The sequence below is a fragment of the Streptomyces sp. NPDC033966 genome, from assembly GCF_055575955.1.
This window is the reverse complement of the sequence record NZ_JBVIRQ010000025.1, coordinates 1-19,348: the sequence shown is the minus strand read 5'-3', so window position 1 is coordinate 19,348 and position 19,348 is coordinate 1. Positions and strand designations below refer to the sequence as shown.

Sequence of the window (19,348 nt, the reverse complement as noted above, 5' to 3'; positions counted from 1 at the left end):
CACGCGGCTTCCGCCCGCGCTGCCGGAGAGTGGGGGCGGTTGCAGCCGGCCAGGGGTGCTCCGGTCGCCGGTCAGGGGCGGAACCTTCGCGGAAAAAAATGCCTTGACACCCTCCGGTGCACGCAGCAGGATCGCAGCGTGAACCTGTCAGACAGCCAGACAGGTGGCCCCCTTCCGCGGCGCGTCAGCGCGATGGAAGCGGTCTTCGGCCACCTGCGCAGCGCCATCGAGCGCGGCGAGTACGCCATCGGCGACAAGCTCCCCTCCGAAGCCGAGCTCTGCCGGACCCTGGAGGTCAGCCGGCCCGTGCTGCGGGAGGCGCTCCGAGCCCTCCAGGCCATGGGCCTGACCGTCTCCAAGGCGGGCAAGGGCACCTTCGTCATGGCCAACACGGTCGAGGACCCCACCTTCGGCGACTACGCCGCGAGCGACCTGCTGGAGGTGCGCCGGCACGTCGAGATCCCGGTCGCGGGGTACGCCGCGCTGCGGCGTACCCCGGAGGATCTGGACCACCTGGGCCATCTGCTCGACCGGATGGAGCAGGAGACCGACACCACCGCCTGGGTGGCGATGGACACCGTCTTCCACCTGGCGGTGGCCGAGGCGTCCCGCAACCCGGTCTTCCGCCGCGTCATCGAGGAGATCCGCGACGCGCTGGCGCGCCAATCGACCTTCCTCAACGAACTGGGCGGGCGGCGCGAGCAGTCCAATTGCGAACACAGGGCCATCCTCGAGGCGCTGGCCGACGGCTCGGAGCACGACGCGGTGGAGGCCATGTCCCACCACCTCCTGAGGGTCGAGACGACCCTCACCGACATCGTGCGCCCCCAGCGCACGGCCACCCCCACGGAAGGCGGACCCGAGGCGTGAGCGAGCAGTTCCTCAAAGACGAGAAGCGCCCCACGACCCCGCACGTCGACGCCGGCGACACCGGTTACAGCAAGTCCTTGAAGCCCCGGCACGTCAACATGATCGCCATCGGGGGCGCGATCGGCACCGGCCTCTTCCTCGGCGCCGGCGGCCGCCTCGCCGACGCCGGGCCCTCCCTGTTCGTCGCCTACGCCGTCTGCGGCGTCTTCGCGTTCCTGGTCGTGCGCGCGCTCGGCGAGCTCGTCCTGTACCGGCCGTCCTCCGGTGCGTTCGTCTCGTACGCCCGGGAGTTCCTCGGCGAGAAGGGCGCGTACACCGCGGGCTGGATGTACTTCCTCAACTGGGCCACCACCGGCATCGCCGACATTACGGCCGTCGCCACCTACACCCACTACTGGCGCCTGTTCTCCGACATCCCGCAGTGGGTGATCGCGCTCATAGCCCTGGCCGTGGTCCTCACCGTGAACCTCATATCGGTGCGGATCTTCGGCGAACTGGAGTTCTGGTTCGCCATCGTCAAGGTCGGCGCGCTGGTCGCCTTCATGGGGATCGGGATCTTCCTTCTCGTGACCCGGCACCCCGTCGACGGCGCCGTCCCCGGGCCCGCCCTGATCAGCGGCCACGGCGGGATCTTCCCCAACGGCCTGCTGCCCATGCTGCTGATCGTCCAGGGCGTCGTCTTCGCCTACGCCTCCGTCGAACTGGTCGGCGTCACGGCCGGGGAGACCGAGAACCCCGAGAAGATCATGCCGAAGGCCATCAACTCGATCATGTGGCGCGTCGGCCTCTTCTACGTCGGCTCGGTCGTCCTGCTGTCGATGCTGATGCCGTGGAGCAGCTACAGCGCCGGCCAGAGCCCGTTCGTGACCGTGCTCTCCCACATCGGCGTCCCGGCGGCCGGCGACGTCATGAACCTGGTCGTCCTCACCGCCGCCATGTCCTCGCTCAACTCCGGCCTCTACTCCACCGGCCGCATCCTGCGCTCGATGGCCGTCAACGGCTCAGCCCCGCGCTTCACCGCCCGGCTGAGCCGCTCGCAGGTCCCCTACGGCGGCATCCTGCTCACCAGCGGCATGTGCGTCCTCGGCGTCGGGCTCAACTTCGTGGTCCCGGCGGACGCGTTCGAGATCGTGCTCAACCTCGCCGCCATCGGCATCCTCGCCACTTGGGGCATGATCATGCTCTGCCACCTCCTCTTCTGGCGGAAGACCCGGGACGGCGAACTGACGCGCCCCTCCTACCGTCTGCCCGGCTCCCCGTGGACCGAAGTCGTCACGCTGGCCTTCCTCGCCTCCGTCTTGGTCCTCATGTACGCCGACGGAGGGGCCGCCCGCACCACCGTGCTGTGCATACCGCTGATCGCCGCGGCGCTCGTCGCCGGCTGGTACGCGGTCCGCGGCCGCGTGGCCCGCGCCGCCGGCGGGGGGCAGTGATGCGCGGCGGTGCCCGCGCGGACGCGCCCGCGGTCCGCGAGCCGCAGCACGCGCCCGTCGCCCACGTCACCCGCGGCGGCATGATCGAGGGGGTCCACCACGGCTCCGTCGTCGTCCTCGACGCCGCGGGCGGCGTCCGGCTGGCCATCGGCGACATCGAGGCCGCCTGCTACCCCCGCTCGGCCCTCAAGCCGGTCCAGGCCGTCGCCATGGTCCGCGCCGGCCTGCCGCTCGACGGCGCCCTGCTCTCCCTCGCGATGGGCAGCCACTCCGGCGAGGAGCACCACCTCGCCGGCGCCCGGCTGATCCTCGAACTGGCCGGCGCTACCGAGGACGACCTGCGCAACGTCCCCGACATGCCCTACGCCCCGGAGGTCCGGGACGCCTGGCTGCGCCAGGGCCGCGGGCCCTCCCGGCTCGCCCAGAACTGCTCCGGCAAGCACGCGGCGATGCTGTACCTGTGCCGGCTGGCCGACTGGCCCCTGGAGAGCTACCTCGACCCGGGCCACCCGCTGCAGAGGCGGATCGCCGACGCCGTCGAGGACCTCACCGGCCAGCACGTCGCCGGCGTCACGGTGGACGGCTGCGGATCCCCGCTGTTTGCCGTGTCCCTGCACGGCCTGGCCCGCGCCGCCGCCCGCATCGCCGCAGCCGCGCCGGGCACCGCGGAACGCCGCGTGGCGGACGCGCTGCGGGCGTACCCGGAGATGGCCTCCGGCACGGGACGGGACACGGCCGCACTGATGCGCGCCGTGCCCGGCCTGCTGGCCAAGGACGGCTTCGAGGGCGTCCAGGCCGCCGCACTGCCCGACGGCCGGGCCGTTGCCGTGAAGATCTCCGACGGGGCGGACCGAGCGCGCCTGCCCGTGACGGCTGCCGCCCTCGCCCGGGCCGGAGTCGAACCGCGGCTGCTCGCCGGGTTCGCGGGCGAGCCGATGACCGGCGGCGGTCGGCCGGTCGGCGGCATCCGGCCGGTGGCGGCGCTGGACCCCGCCGGAGCCCCGGCCACCGCCTGACCCCCGCCCCTTCACCACCCATGACCCACCCACCTCAGGAAGAGGGCCGCACACCCATGACCGCCTCCGCCCGAAGCGAGCACGACCTGCTCGGGGACCGCGACGTCCCCGCCGACGCCTACTGGGGCGTCCACACCCTGCGCGCCACCGAGAACTTCCCCATCACCGGCACGCCCATCTCCGCCTACCCGCACCTGATCGACGCCCTCGCCGCCGTCAAGGAGGCAGCGGCCCTCGCCAACGAGGAACTCGGCCTGCTGGAGCCCGCCAAGGCGGCGGCGATCGTCGCCGCCTGCCAGGAGATCCGCGGCGGCAAGCTCCACGACCAGTTCGTCGTCGACGTCATCCAGGGCGGCGCGGGCACCTCGACCAACATGAACGCCAACGAGGTCATCGCCAACCGGGCGCTGGAGCTGCTGGGCCACACCAGGGGCGCGTACCGGCACCTGCACCCCAACGAGGACGTCAACCTCGGCCAGTCCACCAACGACGTGTACCCGACCGCCGTGCGGATCGCGACCGTCTCCGCGGTCCGCGGCCTGCTCGATGCCATGGCCGTCCTGCAGGACGCCTTCGCCCGCAAGGCCGTGGAGTTCCGCGACGTGCTGAAGATGGGCCGCACCCAGCTGCAGGACGCCGTGCCGATGACGCTCGGCCAGGAGTTCTCCGCCTACGCCGTCATGCTCGACGAGGACCGCAGCCGGCTGGCGGAGGCCCTCGGGCTCATCCACGAGATCAACCTCGGTGCCACCGCCATCGGCACCGGCCTCAACGCCCCCGCCGGATACGCCGAGTCGGCCCGCCGCCACCTCGCAGGCATCACCGGGCTGCCCTTGGTCACCGCGGCCGACCTGGTCGAAGCCACCCAGGACTGCGGCGCGTTCGTCCAGATGTCCGGCGTGCTCAAGCGCATCGCCGTGAAGCTGTCGAAGACCTGCAACGACCTGCGCCTGCTGTCCTCCGGGCCGCGCGCCGGGCTCGGCGAAATCAACCTGCCGCCAGTACAGGCCGGTTCGAGCATCATGCCGGGCAAGGTCAACCCGGTGATCCCGGAGGTCGTCAACCAGGTCGCCTTCGAGGTGATCGGCAACGACGTCACCATCACCATGGCCGCCGAAGCGGGGCAGCTCCAGCTCAACGCCTTCGAGCCGGTCATCCTGCACTCGCTGTCGAAGTCGGTCACTCACCTGCGCGCAGCCTGCCTCACCCTCGCGGAGCGCTGTGTGGCCGGCATCACCGCCAACACCGAGATGCTCCGGGCCACGGTCGAGAACTCCATCGGCCTGGTGACCGCCCTGAACCCGCATATCGGATACACCGCCGCCACCGGCATCGCCCAGGAAGCCCTCGCCACCGGCCGGGGCGTCGCCGAGCTCGTCCTGGAGCGGGGCCTGCTTCCGGCGGAGACGCTCACCGCGCTGCTGCGGCCGGAGGTGATCGCGGGCACCGGGGCGCCCGGGGCCTGATCCCCCGGCCGGGCACGCGGCCTAGGTGTATTGACCGCGGCGTTGTTCACGCGGCTGATGGGCGGGTGTCCGTCGCGCTGGTGACGGCGGCGATCGAGCAGGTCCGGCTACGGCGGGAGGCGGAGGCAACGTTCTGGGCGGACGCGCGCCCGGTACCTGCGGCGGGACCGACATCGACAGCGAGTCCTACGACGCCGACGGGCGGCGCCTGACCCTCGACGAGGGCGTCGACCGCGCTGCCCGGTCCGAGGTGAGCCTGATTCAACCTGGGTGACTCCGAGGGAAACGCTCGCCCGTGACCGAACGTGCCAGATCCAGGCGACGTGAGCGTGTCCTGGCGCGAACCGGATGGCGGCAGGCTGCCGGCAACGGAATCGCCACCTGAGGTCAAACGGCAAGGCAAGGAAGGCCAAGTCCTGGCCTGACGTCATCTGGGGTGTGCTGCTGCTGGTCGGCGCCGGCTACGAGGCGTACGCCATCCGCAGCCGCGTAACCGGTGACATGCTCTCCGAGCGCCCCGCCACGGCGCTCCCCGCACCCATCGCCCTCCTACTCGTCCCGGCCCACGGCAACCGGCGTTCCCTGTGGGACGCCGGCTGCCGCTTCGGCTCACCGAACCCCGAGCACCGTTAGGCACGTTCACGCGGGGACCTGCGCGAGCGCGGACTCCAGCCGGGCCAGCAGCGGCCGGGCGTTCATCCTGAGGCAGCTCGCCAGGGCCTCCTCCAGCAGTGACCGGGCCGCCCGCGCGTCGCCCGAAGCCATCAACGCGCGGGCCAGCGGCTCCACCGACAGGGCCCACACCAGGCTCTGGCCCGAACGGCGGCCCAGCTCGTCCGCCGCCCGCAGTTCCCGCAACGCCCCCGCCACGTCCCCGCCGTCCAGGGCGATGCGGCCCAGTCCGATCCGGGCCGCGCTCTGCCCGGCGAGGTCACCGGAGCCCAGGGTGTGGGCCAGGATCTCCCGGAAACCGGCTGCCGCCTCGGCAGGCCGGCCGAGCAGCCGCTGCGCGTCGGCGCCCCAGCGCAGCATGCACATCCGGGGCCAGGCCGCGCCATTCGCCTCGGCCACCGCGAGGGCCTCGCGCAGCACCTCCAGCGCGGCCTCCGGCGCGCCGCGCGCCAGCAGCACCTGGCCGATGCCCCGGAGGGAATGGGCCTGTCCGTAGCGGTCGCCCGCCGCCTCGAAGACCGCCGCGCCGCTGCGGCACCTCCGCACCGCCTCGTCCAGCCTGCCCTGGATCCGGTCCAGGTAGGAGATCAGCCAGCCCGCGTACGCCGCCCCGTGCGCGTCCCCCGAGCTCCTCGAACAGCGCCTCCCCGGCCGTGAGCATGTCCCGGGCCGGGGCCCCATTCCTCCCGGCAGGTCCCCGGTGCCGGCCGAGGCCCACCAGCATCACCGCCTCCCCGGTGCGGTCGCCGGCCGCCCGGGCCGCGGCCAGCCCCAGTTCCTGGACGGTCTGCCAGCCGGCCAGGTCGCTGCGCAGGTCGAAGAGGTACTCACCGGCCGCCGCGAGCTCCCAGCAGGCGTACGGGTCCACCCGCGCGGCCTGCCGTACTGCGGCGACCAGGGCCTCGCGCTCGGCGCCGAGCCAGTGCACCGGGTCGGCCCGCGGCCCGGCGAGCACCGCCGGGTCCGGCACGCGGGCGGCCGTACGCCGGGCCAGCCCGGGGTAGTCCTGCCCCTGGTGGGCCCGCCGCCCCTCCCGCACCAGCGCCACCCAGCAGGCCAGGACCCGGCGCACCCCGGCCTCGCCGGGCCCGGCCAGCTCCCGCCCGAAGGCGCGGACCAGGTGGTGCATGCGGTACCGGAGCCGGCCCGCCTCGTCGGGACCGGCCACCTCCAGCAGGTGCGCCGCCGCCAGCGCGTCCAGGGCGTCCTCGGCCACCTCGAGCGGGCGGTCCAGCACCGCAGCCGCCGTCCAGGCGGCGCAGTCCGGGGCGTCGAGCACCGCCAGGCCGCGCAGCAGGGCCCGTGCGTCGCCGGGCAGCGCGCGGTAGCCGATCCGCAGGCCCGCCCGCACCCCGTCGAGCACGTCCAGCCGGGACCGCTCGTCCCCGAGCCGGCCGGCCAGCCGGGCCAGCCCACGGTGCGGGAGCGCGGCCAGCTCGGCGCCGACGATCCGCAGGGCGAGCGGCAGCCCGCCGCACAGCCGGACGAGCTCCCGAGCGGCCGCCGGTTCTGCGGCCAGCCGCCCGGACCCGGCGATCCGGCCGAGCAGCCCGAGCGCGCTGGGTTCGTCCAGCAGCGGCAGCTCCACCAGGAGGCGCGGACCCGGGCCGCCGGCCGGCCGGTGGCGGGTGGTGACGAGCACCGCGCAGCCCGCCGCCGACCCCGGCAGCAGGGCCCGCACCTGAGCCTCGTCGGCCGCGTTGTCCAGCAGCACCAGCACGCGCCGCCCGGCCAGCAGGCTCCGGTACAGCGCCGCCCGCTCCCCGGCGTCGGCGGGCACGGCCGCCCCGTCGACGCCCAGCCCGCGCAGGAAGCCGGCCAGCACCTCGGCCGGGTGGGCGGCGGCCGTGCGGTCGGCGCCGCGCAGGTCCGCGTACAGCTGCGCGTCGGGGAACTCCCCGCGCAGGGTGTGCGCGACCCGCAGGGCGAGGGCGGTCTTCCCGATCCCGGCCGCCCCGGTGACCACGAGCACCCCGCCCCGGCCGCCGAGCAGCCCCCGCCGCAGCAGCTCCGCCTCGGCCTCCCGGCCGACGAACGCTGCGTCAACCGCGGGGAGTTGGGTCGGAACGGGGTCGCGGCGCCCCGGGGGGTGTTCTCGCGGCGCGTCCGCCGCCGCGCCCCCCGCCGGCCTCGGCGCCGCCTCTTGAACCGCGCCCGGCCCCCCCGGGCGGGCCGTCCTGCGATCCGGCCGCGCCGGGGCGCAGCGGCGCCGCCTCCGGCCCGGCGTACCAGTACCCGCGCTCGCGCAGCGAAGGGGAATCGGCGAGGACCGCCGCGTGCAGCGCCCGGAGTTCCGGTCCGGGGTCCAGGCCGGCCTCCCGCGCCAGGCGGCGGCGCGCCGAGGCGAACGCGGCCAGCCCCTCGGCGCGGCGGCCGGAGCGGTACAGGGCCAGCACGTGCAGCTCCACCAGCCGTTCCCGCAAGGGGTGTTCGGCGGTGAGCGCAGCCAGCTCCGGGCAGACCTCCGCATGCCGTCCGAGCGCGATGTCCGCGGCCATCGCCCGCTCGGCGCAGTCGAGCCGCTGCTGAGCCGCTGCTGAGCCAGCCGGGCGGCCGCCGCCTCGAAGGTCCGCCCGCGCAGGCCGCCGAGCGCCTCCGGACCACGCCACAACTCCAGGGCCCGGACCAGCAGGTGCCGGGCTTCACCCGGCTCCGGTGCGTGCTCCGCGGCGCTGCGCAGCCGCGCGAACTCCCGTACGTCCAGCGCGGCCCGGCCCGGATCGAGCAGGAATCCGGCCTCCGTGCGGACCACCGAGGCCCCTGCGTCCGTGAGGCGCCTGCGCAGCAGCCCGGCCGCGTTCTGCAGTTGCTCCCGTGCGGTGGGCGGCGGGTCGTCCCACACCGCCTGCGCCAGCCCGGCGGTCGGCACCACGCGTCCCGCCTCCAGTGCCAGAGCCGCCAGCACCCGCCGGCCGCGCGGCCCGCCGATCTCCAACTCCCGCCCGTCCAGGGTCACGTGCACCGGGCCGAGCAGGGAGAAGACCAATGCCATGACGACTCCGCGGCACTTCGTGGCGGACGGGTGGCCGACGGATGGGCCGCCGGTGGGCGCCGATCGTAACCTCTCGCCACCCGGCCGGAGCAGGGGTTGATCACCCTCCGCTTAGGCCGCCCCTTCGTTCCCCCGAGAGGACGGTTCCCCACGTCCAGCAGATCTCCCAGACGTACGCGCCCTGCCGCCCGCGGTGCCGCGCTGCTGACCGTCGCGCTGCTCGGTCTCGCCGGGCTCACCGCCCCCGAGGCATCGGCGGCCCCCTCCGGGCCCACGGTGGCCGTGGCGATGGGCGACAGCTTCATCTCCGGTGAGGGCGGCCGCTGGCTCGGCAACACCGACCGCTACGCGGGCAGCCGCAACGGCACCGACCGGGCCTGGACCGGCGGGTCGGACTACGACCCGGCGAAGGTCTACGGGGACACCGGCGCGGTCGGCGGCTGCCACCGCTCCGACGTCTCCGAGATCGCCGCCGCTCCGCTGCCGGGCATCGAGGAGCGGATCAACCTGGCGTGCTCCGGCGCCGAGACCGTCAACGTCCTGAGCACGGCCGCGGGCGGGCAGCCGTACCATGGCGAGGCCCCGCAGACCGACCGGCTCGCCTCCCTGGCCCGGGCCAAGCGGGTCAAACTGATCGCACTGTCCATCGGCGGCAACGACCTCGGCTTCGGGCAGATCATCGGCGACTGCGCGTACGACTGGTACTTCAAGCGGCTGTGCTGGAAGAAGCAGGCGCCGGTCGTCGAGCAGAAGCTGCCCGGGGTGCGGGCCAAGGTCACGGCGGTCGTGGACGACATCCGGGCCACCATGCGGGCCGCCGGCTACGCGGACGACGGCTACCGTCTCGTCCTGCAGTCCTATCCGTCACCGGTACCGGGCGGGGAATCCTTCCGGCTGGACCAGAACGACCCGGACCGGATGTTCAAGGACGGCTGCCCGTTCAACGACCGGGACGCGGACTGGGCGGCGTACACGCTCGTCCCGCAGATCGGCGGCATGGTGGAGTCCGTGGCGGCTGCGCGCGGCACCGACTTCCTGGACGTGCGGGACGCGCTGGCCGGGCACGAGGTGTGCGCGCTCGGCACGGAACAGGTGGGCCAGGACGGCCCGGACCCGAGGAAGAACGAGTGGTTCCGCTTCCTGGACCACGCCAACACGCAGGGCACGCTGGAGGAATCCATGCATCCCAGCGCCCACGGCCAGCGGGCCCTGGCGACCTGCCTCGGCCTGGTGGGCGCGGCCGCTCCGGGCCGCTACGAATGCGCGCAGGACTGGTTCGGCAACGGCGACCCGAGCATGATGCGGATCCGCCCGGCGAGCTGACCCGGTGAGCTGCCCGGGCGAGCGGACCGGCCGGGGCCCGGGGGGTGCGAGACCCCGGGCCCCGGCCCGTGAGGGGGCTCAGCGGGCGATGTCCACGACGAACCGCTCCGGCGAGTGCAGGGTGAAGGCCCGGTAGTAGGGCAGCGTGTCGAAGGCGGCGCCGAAGGTCACGTACCCCTCGTAGTCGCCGGTCAGGGCGATGCCCTTGAGCTTGGGCAGGTTGATCTGCTGCAGCTTGGGCCCGAGGTAGACGTTCCCGCCCGCGTCGTCGTGGGCGGCGGCGGGGTTGAGGCGGATCTCCAGGAAGTACCTCCCGGGCAGCGGCACCGGCGTGCCGGACCCGTCGTGGATCAGCTTCGGAACGGGGGTGACCGTCGCCGTGGGGACGTACCCCTGGAGGTCGATGACGATCCGGTCGTACGTGGGGTGCCCGCCCCAGCGGGCATTGACCACGAGCGGCGTCTGGGTCTGGGCCTGGGTGCGGAGGCCGGCCGGGGCGGCCGAGGCCGGAGCGGCGAAGGCGAGTGTTGCGGTGAGCAGGGCGCCGGAGGCCAGGGCCACGATCCGGCGGAAACGTCGGTGGATCATGACGTCCCCTCGATTCTCCTGAGACGGGGACTTGCGACACAGATGAGGACGCCCATACCGGATGCCCCGGTTCCGGCAGGAGGGCAAAGAAAGGCCGGCGAAGAGGGGAGGGGCCCGGCGCGCACGCCGGGCCCCTCCCCTCACACCTGTCCCAAGGGCAAAGGCACAGCCAGTGGCACTACCTCAGCACTCGATGACGTTGACCGCGAGGCCGCCGCGCGCCGTCTCCTTGTACTTGATCTTCATGTCGGCGCCGGTCTCCTTCATGGTCTTGATGACCTTGTCGAGGGAGACCTTGTGGCTGCCGTCGCCGCGCATCGCCATCTTCGCGGCGGTGACGGCCTTGACGGCGGCCATGCCGTTGCGCTCGATGCAGGGGATCTGGACGAGGCCGCCGACCGGGTCGCAGGTCAGGCCGAGGTTGTGCTCCATGCCGATCGCGCCCGCGGCCAGCAGGAAGCGGACCACGCCGTCCTCGTCCGCGCCGGGCACGAAGTTCACGTAGTAGTGCAGGACCGCCGGCAGGACGCCGGCAGCGCCGTTCGTGGGGGCGGTGACCACGCGCCCGCCCGCCGCGTTCTCCTCGTTGACGGCCATCGCGTAGATCGTCGTCCACTCGCTGCGGTGCATCATCGGGTCGCCCTCGGTGCGCAGCTGGCGTGCCGTGGACGCGGCGCGGCGCTTGACGCGCAGGCCGCCCGGGAGGATGCCCTCGCGGGACATGCCGCGCGAGACGCAGGACTGCATGACGCGCCAGATCTCCAGGAGGCCCTCGCGGATCTCCTCCTCGGTGCGCCAGGCCTTCTCGTTCTCCAGCATCAGGGAGGAGATCGACAGGCCGGTCTCGTTGGCCAGGCGCAGCATCTCGTCGCCCGAGCGGAAGGGGTACTTCAGCACGGTGTCGTCGAGCTTGATCCGGTCCTCGCCGACCGCGTCCTCGTCCACGACGAACCCGCCGCCTGGCCCGCGCCCTCGCGGACGTCGTCCTTGGCGAGGCCGGGCGCCGGCTGGCAGCCACCTCGCAGGGCACCGTCCGCTGCGCCCAGGGCCCGCACGACTCGTCCGTGCCCTCTACGAGCGCCTGGACCGCCTTGCCGACACCGCACCCCGGCCCGCCGTCGCGCACCCGGACGAGACCTCCGGTTCCCCGCAGCGCGGCGTCCTTCGGCACCACCCCGCCCCGAGCACCACCCCGACGGAGGGAAACCCTGTGACCACCAGGACTCTCCCGGCGCCCGCCGATGTCGCCGAGCGGGCCCGTGCGGTCCTGGCCGCCTGGCAGACCGGACCCCGAGATGGCCGTCGTTCTCGACGGCTGCGTCAAGTACACCTCCGACACCGGCGACGAGCTCCTCGCGGAGCTGCCGGTCCCCGTGCCGTGGCACGTGGCGGCCGGGTCCGCGGCGTCGTTTTCCACACCGACAGGGGCGCCCAGTACAGTGCGGCCGCCGTCGCCGAGGTCTGCCGCCGCCACGGCATCCGCCGCAGGGCCGCCGGATGTCGGCGGCCAGTGGGCGAGCAAGTGGGAGTTGGGCGGAAGCGGAGAGGAGCCAGATCCAGCGGTCCGCCGCCTCGGGTGAACGTTCGGGCAGGTCCAGCCCAGGGGCTGTTCGAACAGGCGGAAGGTGTGCTCGATGTCGAGGTGCCGCAGGTATGCCTTCCACAGCCGGTCCACTGCCGCGGGGGGGGCGTCGGTTCCGGACTCACGATTACCAAGATCGATAGAGCAACCGCTGCTCAGCGCACTCAGCGCACGAAGTCCGTTACCGTGCCGTGGTTGTCGGGAGAGGTCAGGCCCCAGAGGATCAGCCCCACGACGACTGCCAGCAGGATCAGCCCCGGCACGGTCTCGGGCTCCCAACTGACGGGCTGCCGAACCGGTGGGCCGGGTGTTGCGTCGCCGCGTGCAGCGTCGGAGTCGGCGCGCTGCCAGGGCGCGACATCGGCCTCACCCCGGGCGATCCGCGCTGCCACGTGGCGTACGTCGGCCGCGTGGTAGGTCGGCTCGCGGGTCAGGTCCGGGGAGGGCGCACCCGAGGTACGTACGCTGTTGGCCCGCGCCACCGCCCTGATGCTGCTCGGCCTGATCTGCGGCCAGAGGGCACGGACTTCGGCCTTCGTTAGCCAGCCTTCCCCGTCCTCAAGGTCCTGCTCGTCCGCTGCCCCCATTCGAAGTCACCCCCTCGCTCGCCGATCACCCTTGGCTTGATACCCAGACGGCGGAAAGAGCACCCAGCCGCCACGGGCCGGTGACGGGCGGTCAGGGCGCGGGTGCGTTCCTCCCCATGCCGAGCGGCGCCGGCCGGGGCAGCGGGGGCGTGGCCGCGGCCCCTTCCGGGACCGTGCGGTGCCTCGGTCGCCCCGGCAGCGAAACGGGCCCGGCGGCTGGCCGTGGGCGGTGCTGGGGGAGTGCGCTCGGTCATTGGCCTACAAGGACCACCCGGAGGTGGACTGGCCTGCGCTGCGCGTGGTGCCCAAGGGCTAGCGCTCCCCGCTCGCCGCTCTGCCCACCCCAGGCCGGGGCCGACCGCACACGCTGATCCGGCCGCCGCCTACCCCGGACGGATGAGCACGGGCGGCCCCCTGCGCGGGTCGCCCGTCACCTAGTGCCGTGACCTGAAAGGTTTGCCGGGGTTGGTCGGTCCATCCGCCGTTCGCTTAGCATCTGCGTCCATGTCCGAATCCGAGCATGTCCTTGACTGGTTGCAGAGCTGGTACGCCTCACAGTGCGATGGCGACTGGGAACACGAATGGGGCGTGAAGATCGAGACGCTCGACAACCCGGGCTGGGCCGTCAAGATTGATCTTGAGGAGACGGACTTGGCGGACCGGGAGCATCCCCAACAGCGGGTCACTCGGGGTGAGCACGACTGGGTGATGGCCTGGACGGCCGAAAGGCAGTTTCGTATCGCGTGTGGACCCGGCAACCTGACCGAGGCCCTCACGCTGTTCCGGGTGTGGGCGACGGTGAGTGTCCCGTAAGTGATGTGGCTGGCGAGGCCGCACGCTGCGAGCGCGGGTCGGCCGCCCCATCGGATGCTCTTCTCGCTGCGAATGCGGGCGCGTTCGCGTCGTTGGGCGGCGAGGACGTCGGGGTGGCGGGCGTTCTTGTTCCGCCAGCGCAGGTAGGCGTGCAGGGCCCGGGTCTGGACGGTGCGGTTGGGAGCTCCGCCGGGCTGGCCGCACCCCCGCGCCCGCGGACTTCGGCACCGACTTCCCCGCGCTGCTCACCCGTACCCTGGCCGACCTCACCCCGGACGAACGCCACCTCCTGCGCGCGGTCAGCCTGGTAGACGCCTTCGACCTTCCCCTGGCTACCGCAGCCGCAGGCCTGTCCCACCTGTCCGCGGCCGCCCGGCTGGTTGAGCGGCCTTTCGTCCGGCACGACGCCTTCGCGCTGTGGCCCTACCACCTGCACGCCCTGATCCGCTCCACCCTGCGCACCGCGGACGACGCCACCGACGACCGCTGGACCGACACCGACTGGCAGCGCGCCGTCGCCCGCGCGCTGGCCGCGCTCGGCGTCCAGTGGCAGGCCAGCAGCGGGCCGGACCGGCGCCTGCTGGTCGGCTGCCTGCGCCAGGGCCTCTCCCCGGCACGAGACCACCGGCTCGAGCTGGGCTGGCTCACCGACGCCGCCTGGGCCCACACCGACGACTACGTGTGGGAACCCCTCCCGCTCCCGGCACGCGAGAGCGGGGACGGCGAGCTCGCCACCGCCGCGGACGCGTTGGCCGAGCTCCTGGCCGTGCTGGCCCGGCGCCAGCACGAGCATCGGTCCGTGACCGCCTCCCGGCTCACCCGCATCATCGACTCCGGGCTCCTGCCCGCTGAACTCACCGAGATGGCCGTCCACTACCGGGCCAAGGCGTATCGCGACCTCGGCCAGAGCGACGCCTCCCACGACGGCATGCGCCTGGTCGCCGACGGCGGCGGCCGGCTCGCCCCCGATGCCGCCCGTGGGCTCGCCCACCTCGCCCGCGCCACCGGCGACTTCCCCACAGCACTGTCCACCGCCAGCGTCCTCGGTTGGCGCGGCCGCGGGAACCGGGTGCTCGGCGATATCCACTTCATCCACGGCGACATGAACCAGGCCGCCACCGCCTTCACCGCCGCCCGCACCGACGCCGAACAGCACGCCAACACCGGGGAGCAGGCCATCGCCCAGGCCCCACCTCGCCCTCGCGTACGCCTTCACCAACCCGGACCGCGCCGACGACGAAATCGCCCTCGCCGAGCAGCTCCTGGCCGGACTCGACCAGCGCGCCACGACTTTCATCGTCGTCCAGGTCGCTGCCCTCGCCCGCGAAGCCGGCGCACTCGCCGACCTCGAGGGCGCCCATGCCCTGCGCGCCGAGATCCGCACAGCGGGCATCACCCCGGCCGAGGCCGTCCTCGAGCTCGCCCTCGCCCTCCACCACGCCGTCCTCGGCGAATACGACTTTTCCGGGAGGCCTGGAGCGCGGCACGGCAGGGGACGCAGAGCGGGTTCTCTGGGGGAGACGGTGTGGCGCGAGGCAGAGGAAGGGCGGCTTGTGCAGCTCAGCGCGCGGACCGCCAACGCTCGTCGCTGCAACAGGTGTGGTGCCATCGCCGGTTCGAGTGACTCGAAGAACGGTGGGGTGGGGTGCGGGGCGGGCACGGCGCCGTGGGGCCGCGACAGGACCCCCGTCCCGGTCGCGGCCCCACCGCTTCGAGGAGGCGTCCGCTCGATCAGCTGCCGATGGCTGCCGCGGCGCCGATGGTGAGGGCGGCCGGGCACCCGCGAACGCATCGGCCGCCACCACGGCCTGTGGCGCGACGTCGTGCTGCTGGAGCGGCGCAGCACCCGGGTGGTGTGAGCCGATCCGGAAATTCCGGTTCCCGGCCGGCCGGCGGGCTCCGGGTGCAGGATTCGGCCATGGCCATTTCCATTGCTGACATCGCCTGGGACGTTAGCGAGACCAGGCTGTTCCAGCAGGCCTTCTCCCAGGACGATCCCAAGCCCGGGCAGCCCCGCCTGCGCCTGATGGACAACGACGGAAGCGACACCTTCCGCAGTGTCCATCGCGGTGCTGCGGCCTTCGCGGAGTGCTTCTTCGCCGGGATCCGCAACCCCAACAGCCACGATGACGGACTCCCCGAACTTCCGGAACATGAGGCGCTGGAGCAGTTGGCCGCGCTCAGCGTCCAGGCCCGCTGGGTCGATACCGCGGCTCTCTTGGCCGTTCAGGCAAGCAGTCGCGGATCTGTCGGGCGGCGTCGCAGGCGGGGCGGCCGACGCCGATCAGGGTGGCGGAGGCCGGGCCGGTCCAGACGCCGTAGCCGAGCAGGCGCGGTTCGTCGACGGCCCGGGTGCCGTCGGTGGCGAAGGGGCCGCGGGTGCCTCGCAGGCGCAGGCCAGGCGGGTTGGAATCCGGTGCACCAGATGATCGCGTCCGCCTCCGCTCTGGTGCAGCTCAGCAGCGATGCGGCCCAGCGTGGTCTGCAACATGTGCGGCGCCATCAATGGACCGGGCGACGCCGAGGGCGGGCGCAACCCACGACTTGTGCGACATCCCGTGAGTTCCACTGATCTCGGAGAGCGTCCATCCTGCTGGCCAGGGGGTTCACCCCTCCCTCCGTGGCTCGGGTCCCAGTGAAGGAAGTTCATGATTCAGAGGTAATCTCAGCTTTAACGATGGTTCCACTTTCTGGGGAGCTGAGGGGGCTCGGGTTGGCGCTGGCCGTTGTACGGGATCTGCGCGACTTCAGGTGAGCAACTGGAGGCGTTCGAGACGGACGTGCTCTCCGGCTTCGTGCTGGCGCGGGCCTCGGCAGGGCTGGCAGACGGCACCATCCGCGGGGACGTCGGCAACCTGGAGCAGATGCGCACGTGGTTCGGCCGACCGCTATGGGACATGGAGCCCGCCGACGCCGACGCGTACTTCGGGCGGGTCCTGCGCGGCTCGCCTTCCTTGACCAGTAGCGGCAGTTGCTGCGCATCCCCGCGTGCGGCCTGACCGAGGAGCAGGGCCGGGCCACTCCCTCCGCCAGTAAGCTGAGCATCGCCGAACTGATCAAGCACGCCGCGCGCTGCGCGCGTGGCCGGACGGCCCTCGTCCTGCGGCGCTCCGGCGCCCTGCAGCGGGCGGCCGACGAACGAGTCGGACGACGACGAGTTCCGGCCCGCGCCCGGTGAGACCCTGGCCGGGCTGCTGGCCGACTACGAGCTGGCGACCGGCGAGACCGACGAGGCCGTCGTCGGCATCGCCGACCTCGGCCAGGGCGTTCCGGTCCCCCGGGGTGTGCCGTGGTTCCCCGCCGACGTCGAGGAGGGGTCGGTGCGGTGGGTACTGCTGCACCTCATCGAGGAGACCGCACGCCACGGCGGCCACGCCGACATCATCCGCGAGAGCCTGGACGGCGCCACCCTCTACCCCGCTGATGGCCGCCGCCGAGCAGTGGCCCGAGCCCTGGGAGCCCCGCCGCGCCCGCCGGCTGGGGGCTACGGGCCGTCAGAAGTCGTGCCCCATCGGCCGGACAGGGCCGAGGCGCTCTTGCGGACCGGTTCTACGCTGGAGACATGGCCACCGAACCCTTGCTGAGACAAGGCCCCGACTCGACGGATCTGGTCCTGCGCGCCGGCCCGACCGGGCCGGTGTGGAACGTGCTGGCCTCGGCGGGGCCGGCGCTGTTCGCTCCGCTCGCCTTTGGCGTGCTGACCCTGCTCGTCGCCTTCGGGATGGCGCTGGCCGGGGCGCGGGCGTCGACCGTGTTCGTGGTGGTGGGGGTGATCGCCGGGCTGGAGTACCTGATCGGCTGGCTGGCGGCGGCCTCTTCCCGGGCCCGGGACATCCTGCGGGTGGAGTTCGCGCCGGCCAGGGTGCCCACGTCCCTGCGGTTGGTCCGGGGCGCCGGGCCGGACGTCTGGCTGCCCGCCAAGACCCTGCGCGAGGTGCGGCTGACGCACAAGGTGGTGGAGCCGTACCAGGGGGACTACAAGCCGGCCGTCTCCACGCTCGCACTGGAACTCGTCCTACGGGGCGCCCAGGAGCGGCTCGAGCTCCCGTTCGGCGGCGACCCCCGGCGGCTCGCCGACGCGTTGAAGGCTCTGCTCGGCCCGGCCGGGGTCGTGGTGGCGCTGCGCACCGAGCGCAGCACGCGCGATCGGCCGCAGCCCAACTCCGGCTGGACTTCCGGAGGTTCGGCCTCCGCCAACTCGGGTGGCGGCTGACCCCGGGCTGCCCGTGGCGCTCCCCGGCCGGGAGCGCCCGTCGATGCAACCGGCGGCAGGTGGTGCGGGGCAGCCTGCCGCGACCCGGGCGCTTTTGAGCCGCCGGGTCGACTATTGCGGGCGTTCGCCGGCTTCGGGGCGGCGGCACTGGACGGCTACGCCGGCGCCCTCCTGCTTGAGGATTCATCCCTGCGGCGCGCGGCTGTGGCAGCGATCAGCCGCTGCAACAGCGACGTGCCGACTGCCGCGCGACATGTCCTGCCACTGCTGGGTGACGCGAAGGTCAGGCAGGCGGCGGTTCAAGCGTTCTCGGCGTGGGGAACCGCCGTGGTGCCGCTGCTCCAGGCGGTCCGCATCGACGGTCCCGGGGCGGCGCGCGCGGGTGCTCTGGAAGCCTTGGCGGAGATCGGCGGCGAGGCGGTGATGAGCGCCCGTGACATTGCGGCACCGGAACGGCTGGCCAGGATCGAAATCGCCGGCCCGACACGCCGGTTCCGCTCTCCTGCTGCTTCCTCTCCTGGATCGCGGTGCCTACCGGGGACCAGGCCGGCGTCATGGAGATGCTCGGGCTGTCGCAGCCGCGTCCGGTCCCGTTCTCCGTCGGCGTGTATGCCGCGGACATCGACAGCCACGGGGGCCTCGACGCCGATCCACTCGATGTGTACCGCAGGGTGTTCGTTACTCCCGAGCTCGCCGGCTGGACGCTCGGACAACGGGCGGTGGGGCATGCCTGGCGGCGTCCAGGAGATCGGGGAGAGCATCGCTGGGACAGTCGTACGGGAAGTCTTGGAGGAGACGGGGATCTCTGTGGAGGTCGTCGGCCTGGTCGGTATCTCGACCCCGGGCACGTCATCGCGTTCTCGGATGGCGAGGTCCGCCAAGAGTTCTCGCTCTGTTTCGGGGCCCGTCCGCTCAGCGGCGAAATCAAGGTCAGCTCGGAATCGTTCGAAGTCCGGTGGGTTCCTTGCGCCGAGGTCGATTCACTCGACATGTCCCCCACCAGCCGGTTCGGCGTCCTGGTCGCGGCGGGTGAAGCCGCGGGGCCGACGGGGGCTGACACCTTGCAGGCCGGCTTCGCGCATCAGGCGCTCGATGCGTTTGCGGCCGGTGCTGACTCCTTCGCGCCGAAGGACGGCGTGGACACGCGGGGATCCGTAGGTGCCGTCCGACTCGGCGTGGACGCGGCCGATGTGTTCGGTCAGTGCGGCGTCCTGGCGGACCCGGTCGCAGGGTGTGTGGGCGGTCCGGCGCCAGCGGTAGTAGGTGGAGGCGGGGATGTGGAGTTCCCGGAGGACGGGCTCGGCCCCGAAGCGGTCCTGATGCTGGTCGATGAGCTTCAGTACCGTCGCCGGGTCGGGTCGAGCTGCTGGGCGAAAAAGCCGAGGCGGCCTTGAGGATCTCGCATGAACGCCGCAGTTCGGCGTTCTCCTTCCGCAGCGCGGCCAGCTCCTGCTTCTCCGTCGTGGTCAGCCGGTCGTCGCGTTCGCCGTGATCGGCTTCGTCCTGGCGGATCCAGTTCCGCAGAGCCTCGGGGTGGACCCCGAGCTCTCCGGCCATCCAGCGGATCACCGGCTTCGGGTCCGCTTCGCGGTACATCTGGACCGCACGCCCACGCAACTCGGGCGGGTACTTCATCGGAGCAGCCATCACGCAAGGCTCCCTTCTCACAGCCCATCAGTGATGGGGATCTTTGAAAACGGCTGTGACCGCGCTTCCGTGATGATTACGGCTGGATGAGGTACGGCGTCTACTGTTGGATAGCCCGATGGAACGCATTGAGGCTGAGCTGTTCA

16 protein-coding genes and 11 pseudogenes are annotated in these 19,348 nt (G+C 72.8%); 13 read left to right on the top strand and 14 right to left on the bottom strand.

Features of this window, described 5'->3' with window-relative positions:
• Positions 1–192: 192 nt before the first annotated feature.
• From ACZ518_RS37400 to ACZ518_RS37380, 5 genes are all read left to right on the top strand, one after another.
• Complete coding sequence (locus ACZ518_RS37400) at positions 193–870, top strand: FadR/GntR family transcriptional regulator (RefSeq protein ID WP_469117509.1); 678 nt, start codon at positions 193–195, stop codon at positions 868–870.
• The gene (locus tag ACZ518_RS37395) at positions 867–2,303 is read left to right on the top strand and encodes an amino acid permease (RefSeq protein WP_469117484.1); all 1,437 of its coding nucleotides are present in this window, start codon (positions 867–869) and stop codon (positions 2,301–2,303) included. Before ACZ518_RS37400 ends, ACZ518_RS37395 begins: the two co-directional genes overlap by 4 nt.
• Positions 2,303–3,319: an asparaginase gene (locus ACZ518_RS37390; RefSeq protein ID WP_469117483.1), complete on the top strand. Its 1,017-nt coding sequence runs from the start codon at positions 2,303–2,305 to the stop codon at positions 3,317–3,319. Before ACZ518_RS37395 ends, ACZ518_RS37390 begins: the two co-directional genes overlap by 1 nt.
• Positions 3,320–3,375: 56 nt before the next feature.
• Positions 3,376–4,785, top strand: coding sequence for an aspartate ammonia-lyase (gene aspA / locus ACZ518_RS37385; RefSeq protein ID WP_469117482.1), 1,410 nt, complete (start codon positions 3,376–3,378; stop codon positions 4,783–4,785).
• 438 nt (positions 4,786–5,223) lie between these two features.
• On the top strand, positions 5,224–5,418 hold the full coding sequence (locus ACZ518_RS37380) for a hypothetical protein (RefSeq protein WP_469117481.1): 195 nt from the start codon (positions 5,224–5,226) through the stop codon (positions 5,416–5,418).
• Positions 5,419–5,424: 6 nt separating this feature from the next.
• Here the strand turns inward: ACZ518_RS37380 and ACZ518_RS37375 are convergent, their stop codons facing one another.
• The 5 genes and pseudogenes from ACZ518_RS37375 to ACZ518_RS37355 all read right to left on the bottom strand — a co-directional run.
• A complete protein-coding gene (locus ACZ518_RS37375) occupies positions 5,425–5,817 on the bottom strand; it encodes a hypothetical protein (protein WP_469117512.1) in 393 nt (130 codons plus the stop codon).
• Positions 5,818–5,904: 87 nt separating this feature from the next.
• Positions 5,905–6,138: pseudogene (locus ACZ518_RS37370) on the bottom strand (hypothetical protein); the annotation flags it as partial.
• Between the two features lie 949 nt (positions 6,139–7,087).
• Positions 7,088–7,438 (bottom strand): annotated as a pseudogene (locus ACZ518_RS37365) (AAA family ATPase); the annotation flags it as partial.
• Between the two features lie 61 nt (positions 7,439–7,499).
• On the bottom strand, positions 7,500–7,955 hold the full coding sequence (locus ACZ518_RS37360) for an AfsR/SARP family transcriptional regulator (RefSeq protein WP_469117508.1): 456 nt from the start codon (positions 7,953–7,955) through the stop codon (positions 7,500–7,502).
• A gap of 80 nt (positions 7,956–8,035) precedes the next feature.
• Positions 8,036–8,449 (bottom strand): annotated as a pseudogene (locus ACZ518_RS37355) (AfsR/SARP family transcriptional regulator); the annotation flags it as partial.
• Between the two features lie 288 nt (positions 8,450–8,737).
• Between ACZ518_RS37355 and ACZ518_RS37350 the strand changes: the two are divergent.
• The gene (locus ACZ518_RS37350) at positions 8,738–9,772 is read left to right on the top strand and encodes an SGNH/GDSL hydrolase family protein (RefSeq protein WP_469117480.1); all 1,035 of its coding nucleotides are present in this window, start codon (positions 8,738–8,740) and stop codon (positions 9,770–9,772) included.
• 78 nt (positions 9,773–9,850) lie between these two features.
• On the opposite strand, the gene ACZ518_RS37345 is transcribed toward ACZ518_RS37350, so the two are convergent.
• The 4 genes and pseudogenes from ACZ518_RS37345 to ACZ518_RS37330 all read right to left on the bottom strand — a co-directional run bounded on the left by ACZ518_RS37345 (position 9,851) and on the right by ACZ518_RS37330 (position 12,529).
• Entirely contained in the window at positions 9,851–10,357 is a 507-nt protein-coding gene (locus ACZ518_RS37345; RefSeq protein ID WP_469117507.1) for an AMIN-like domain-containing (lipo)protein, read from the bottom strand.
• Between the two features lie 186 nt (positions 10,358–10,543).
• A pseudogene (locus ACZ518_RS37340) lies at positions 10,544–11,320 on the bottom strand (L-serine ammonia-lyase, iron-sulfur-dependent, subunit alpha); the annotation flags it as partial.
• A 527-nt stretch (positions 11,321–11,847) separates the two neighbouring features.
• A pseudogene (locus ACZ518_RS37335) lies at positions 11,848–12,062 on the bottom strand (NF041680 family putative transposase); the annotation flags it as partial.
• 44 nt (positions 12,063–12,106) lie between these two features.
• Positions 12,107–12,529 carry a hypothetical protein gene (locus ACZ518_RS37330; protein WP_469117479.1) on the bottom strand — a complete coding sequence of 141 codons (423 nt, stop codon included), beginning with the start codon at positions 12,527–12,529 and terminating at the stop codon, positions 12,107–12,109.
• Positions 12,530–13,033: 504 nt separating this feature from the next.
• Between ACZ518_RS37330 and ACZ518_RS37325 the strand changes: the two genes are divergently transcribed.
• Complete coding sequence (locus ACZ518_RS37325; protein WP_469117478.1) at positions 13,034–13,342, top strand: immunity 53 family protein; 309 nt, start codon at positions 13,034–13,036, stop codon at positions 13,340–13,342.
• A 32-nt stretch (positions 13,343–13,374) separates the two neighbouring features.
• On the opposite strand, the pseudogene ACZ518_RS37320 reads toward ACZ518_RS37325, so the two are convergent.
• A pseudogene (locus tag ACZ518_RS37320) lies at positions 13,375–13,524 on the bottom strand (IS630 family transposase); the annotation flags it as partial.
• Positions 13,525–14,466: 942 nt separating this feature from the next.
• Positions 14,467–14,781, bottom strand: a complete 315-nt coding sequence (locus tag ACZ518_RS37315) for a hypothetical protein (RefSeq protein ID WP_469117477.1) — start codon at positions 14,779–14,781, stop codon at positions 14,467–14,469.
• A 336-nt stretch (positions 14,782–15,117) separates the two neighbouring features.
• Between ACZ518_RS37315 and ACZ518_RS37310 the strand changes: the two are divergent.
• Positions 15,118–15,201 (top strand): annotated as a pseudogene (locus tag ACZ518_RS37310) (GNAT family N-acetyltransferase); the annotation flags it as partial.
• A 59-nt stretch (positions 15,202–15,260) separates the two neighbouring features.
• Positions 15,261–15,533, top strand: a pseudogene (locus ACZ518_RS37305) (TIGR02391 family protein); the annotation flags it as partial.
• Here ACZ518_RS37305 and ACZ518_RS37300 read toward each other — a convergent pair.
• Positions 15,523–15,793: pseudogene (locus ACZ518_RS37300) on the bottom strand (hypothetical protein); the annotation flags it as partial. The pseudogenes ACZ518_RS37305 and ACZ518_RS37300 sit on opposite strands and share 11 nt — an antisense overlap.
• A gap of 275 nt (positions 15,794–16,068) precedes the next feature.
• Here ACZ518_RS37300 and ACZ518_RS37295 point away from each other — a divergent pair.
• The 4 genes from ACZ518_RS37295 (at position 16,069) to ACZ518_RS37280 (ending at position 18,713) form a co-directional block, all read left to right on the top strand.
• A complete protein-coding gene (locus tag ACZ518_RS37295; RefSeq protein ID WP_469117476.1) occupies positions 16,069–16,341 on the top strand; it encodes a hypothetical protein in 273 nt (90 codons plus the stop codon).
• Between the two features lie 81 nt (positions 16,342–16,422).
• Complete coding sequence (locus ACZ518_RS37290) at positions 16,423–16,926, top strand: mycothiol transferase (RefSeq protein ID WP_469117475.1); 504 nt, start codon at positions 16,423–16,425, stop codon at positions 16,924–16,926.
• A complete protein-coding gene (locus ACZ518_RS37285; protein ID WP_469117474.1) occupies positions 16,905–17,555 on the top strand; it encodes a hypothetical protein in 651 nt (216 codons plus the stop codon). The genes ACZ518_RS37290 and ACZ518_RS37285 overlap by 22 nt, the downstream gene beginning before the upstream one ends.
• 423 nt (positions 17,556–17,978) lie before the next feature.
• Positions 17,979–18,713, top strand: a complete 735-nt coding sequence (locus tag ACZ518_RS37280; protein ID WP_469117506.1) for an NUDIX domain-containing protein — start codon at positions 17,979–17,981, stop codon at positions 18,711–18,713.
• On the opposite strand, the pseudogene ACZ518_RS37275 reads toward ACZ518_RS37280, so the two are convergent.
• Positions 18,659–18,832: pseudogene (locus ACZ518_RS37275) on the bottom strand (IS3 family transposase); the annotation flags it as partial. The gene ACZ518_RS37280 and the pseudogene ACZ518_RS37275 sit on opposite strands and share 55 nt — an antisense overlap.
• Positions 18,833–18,974: 142 nt before the next feature.
• Positions 18,975–19,190, bottom strand: a pseudogene (locus tag ACZ518_RS37270) (transposase); the annotation flags it as partial.
• Between the last annotated feature and the right edge of the window lie 158 nt (positions 19,191–19,348).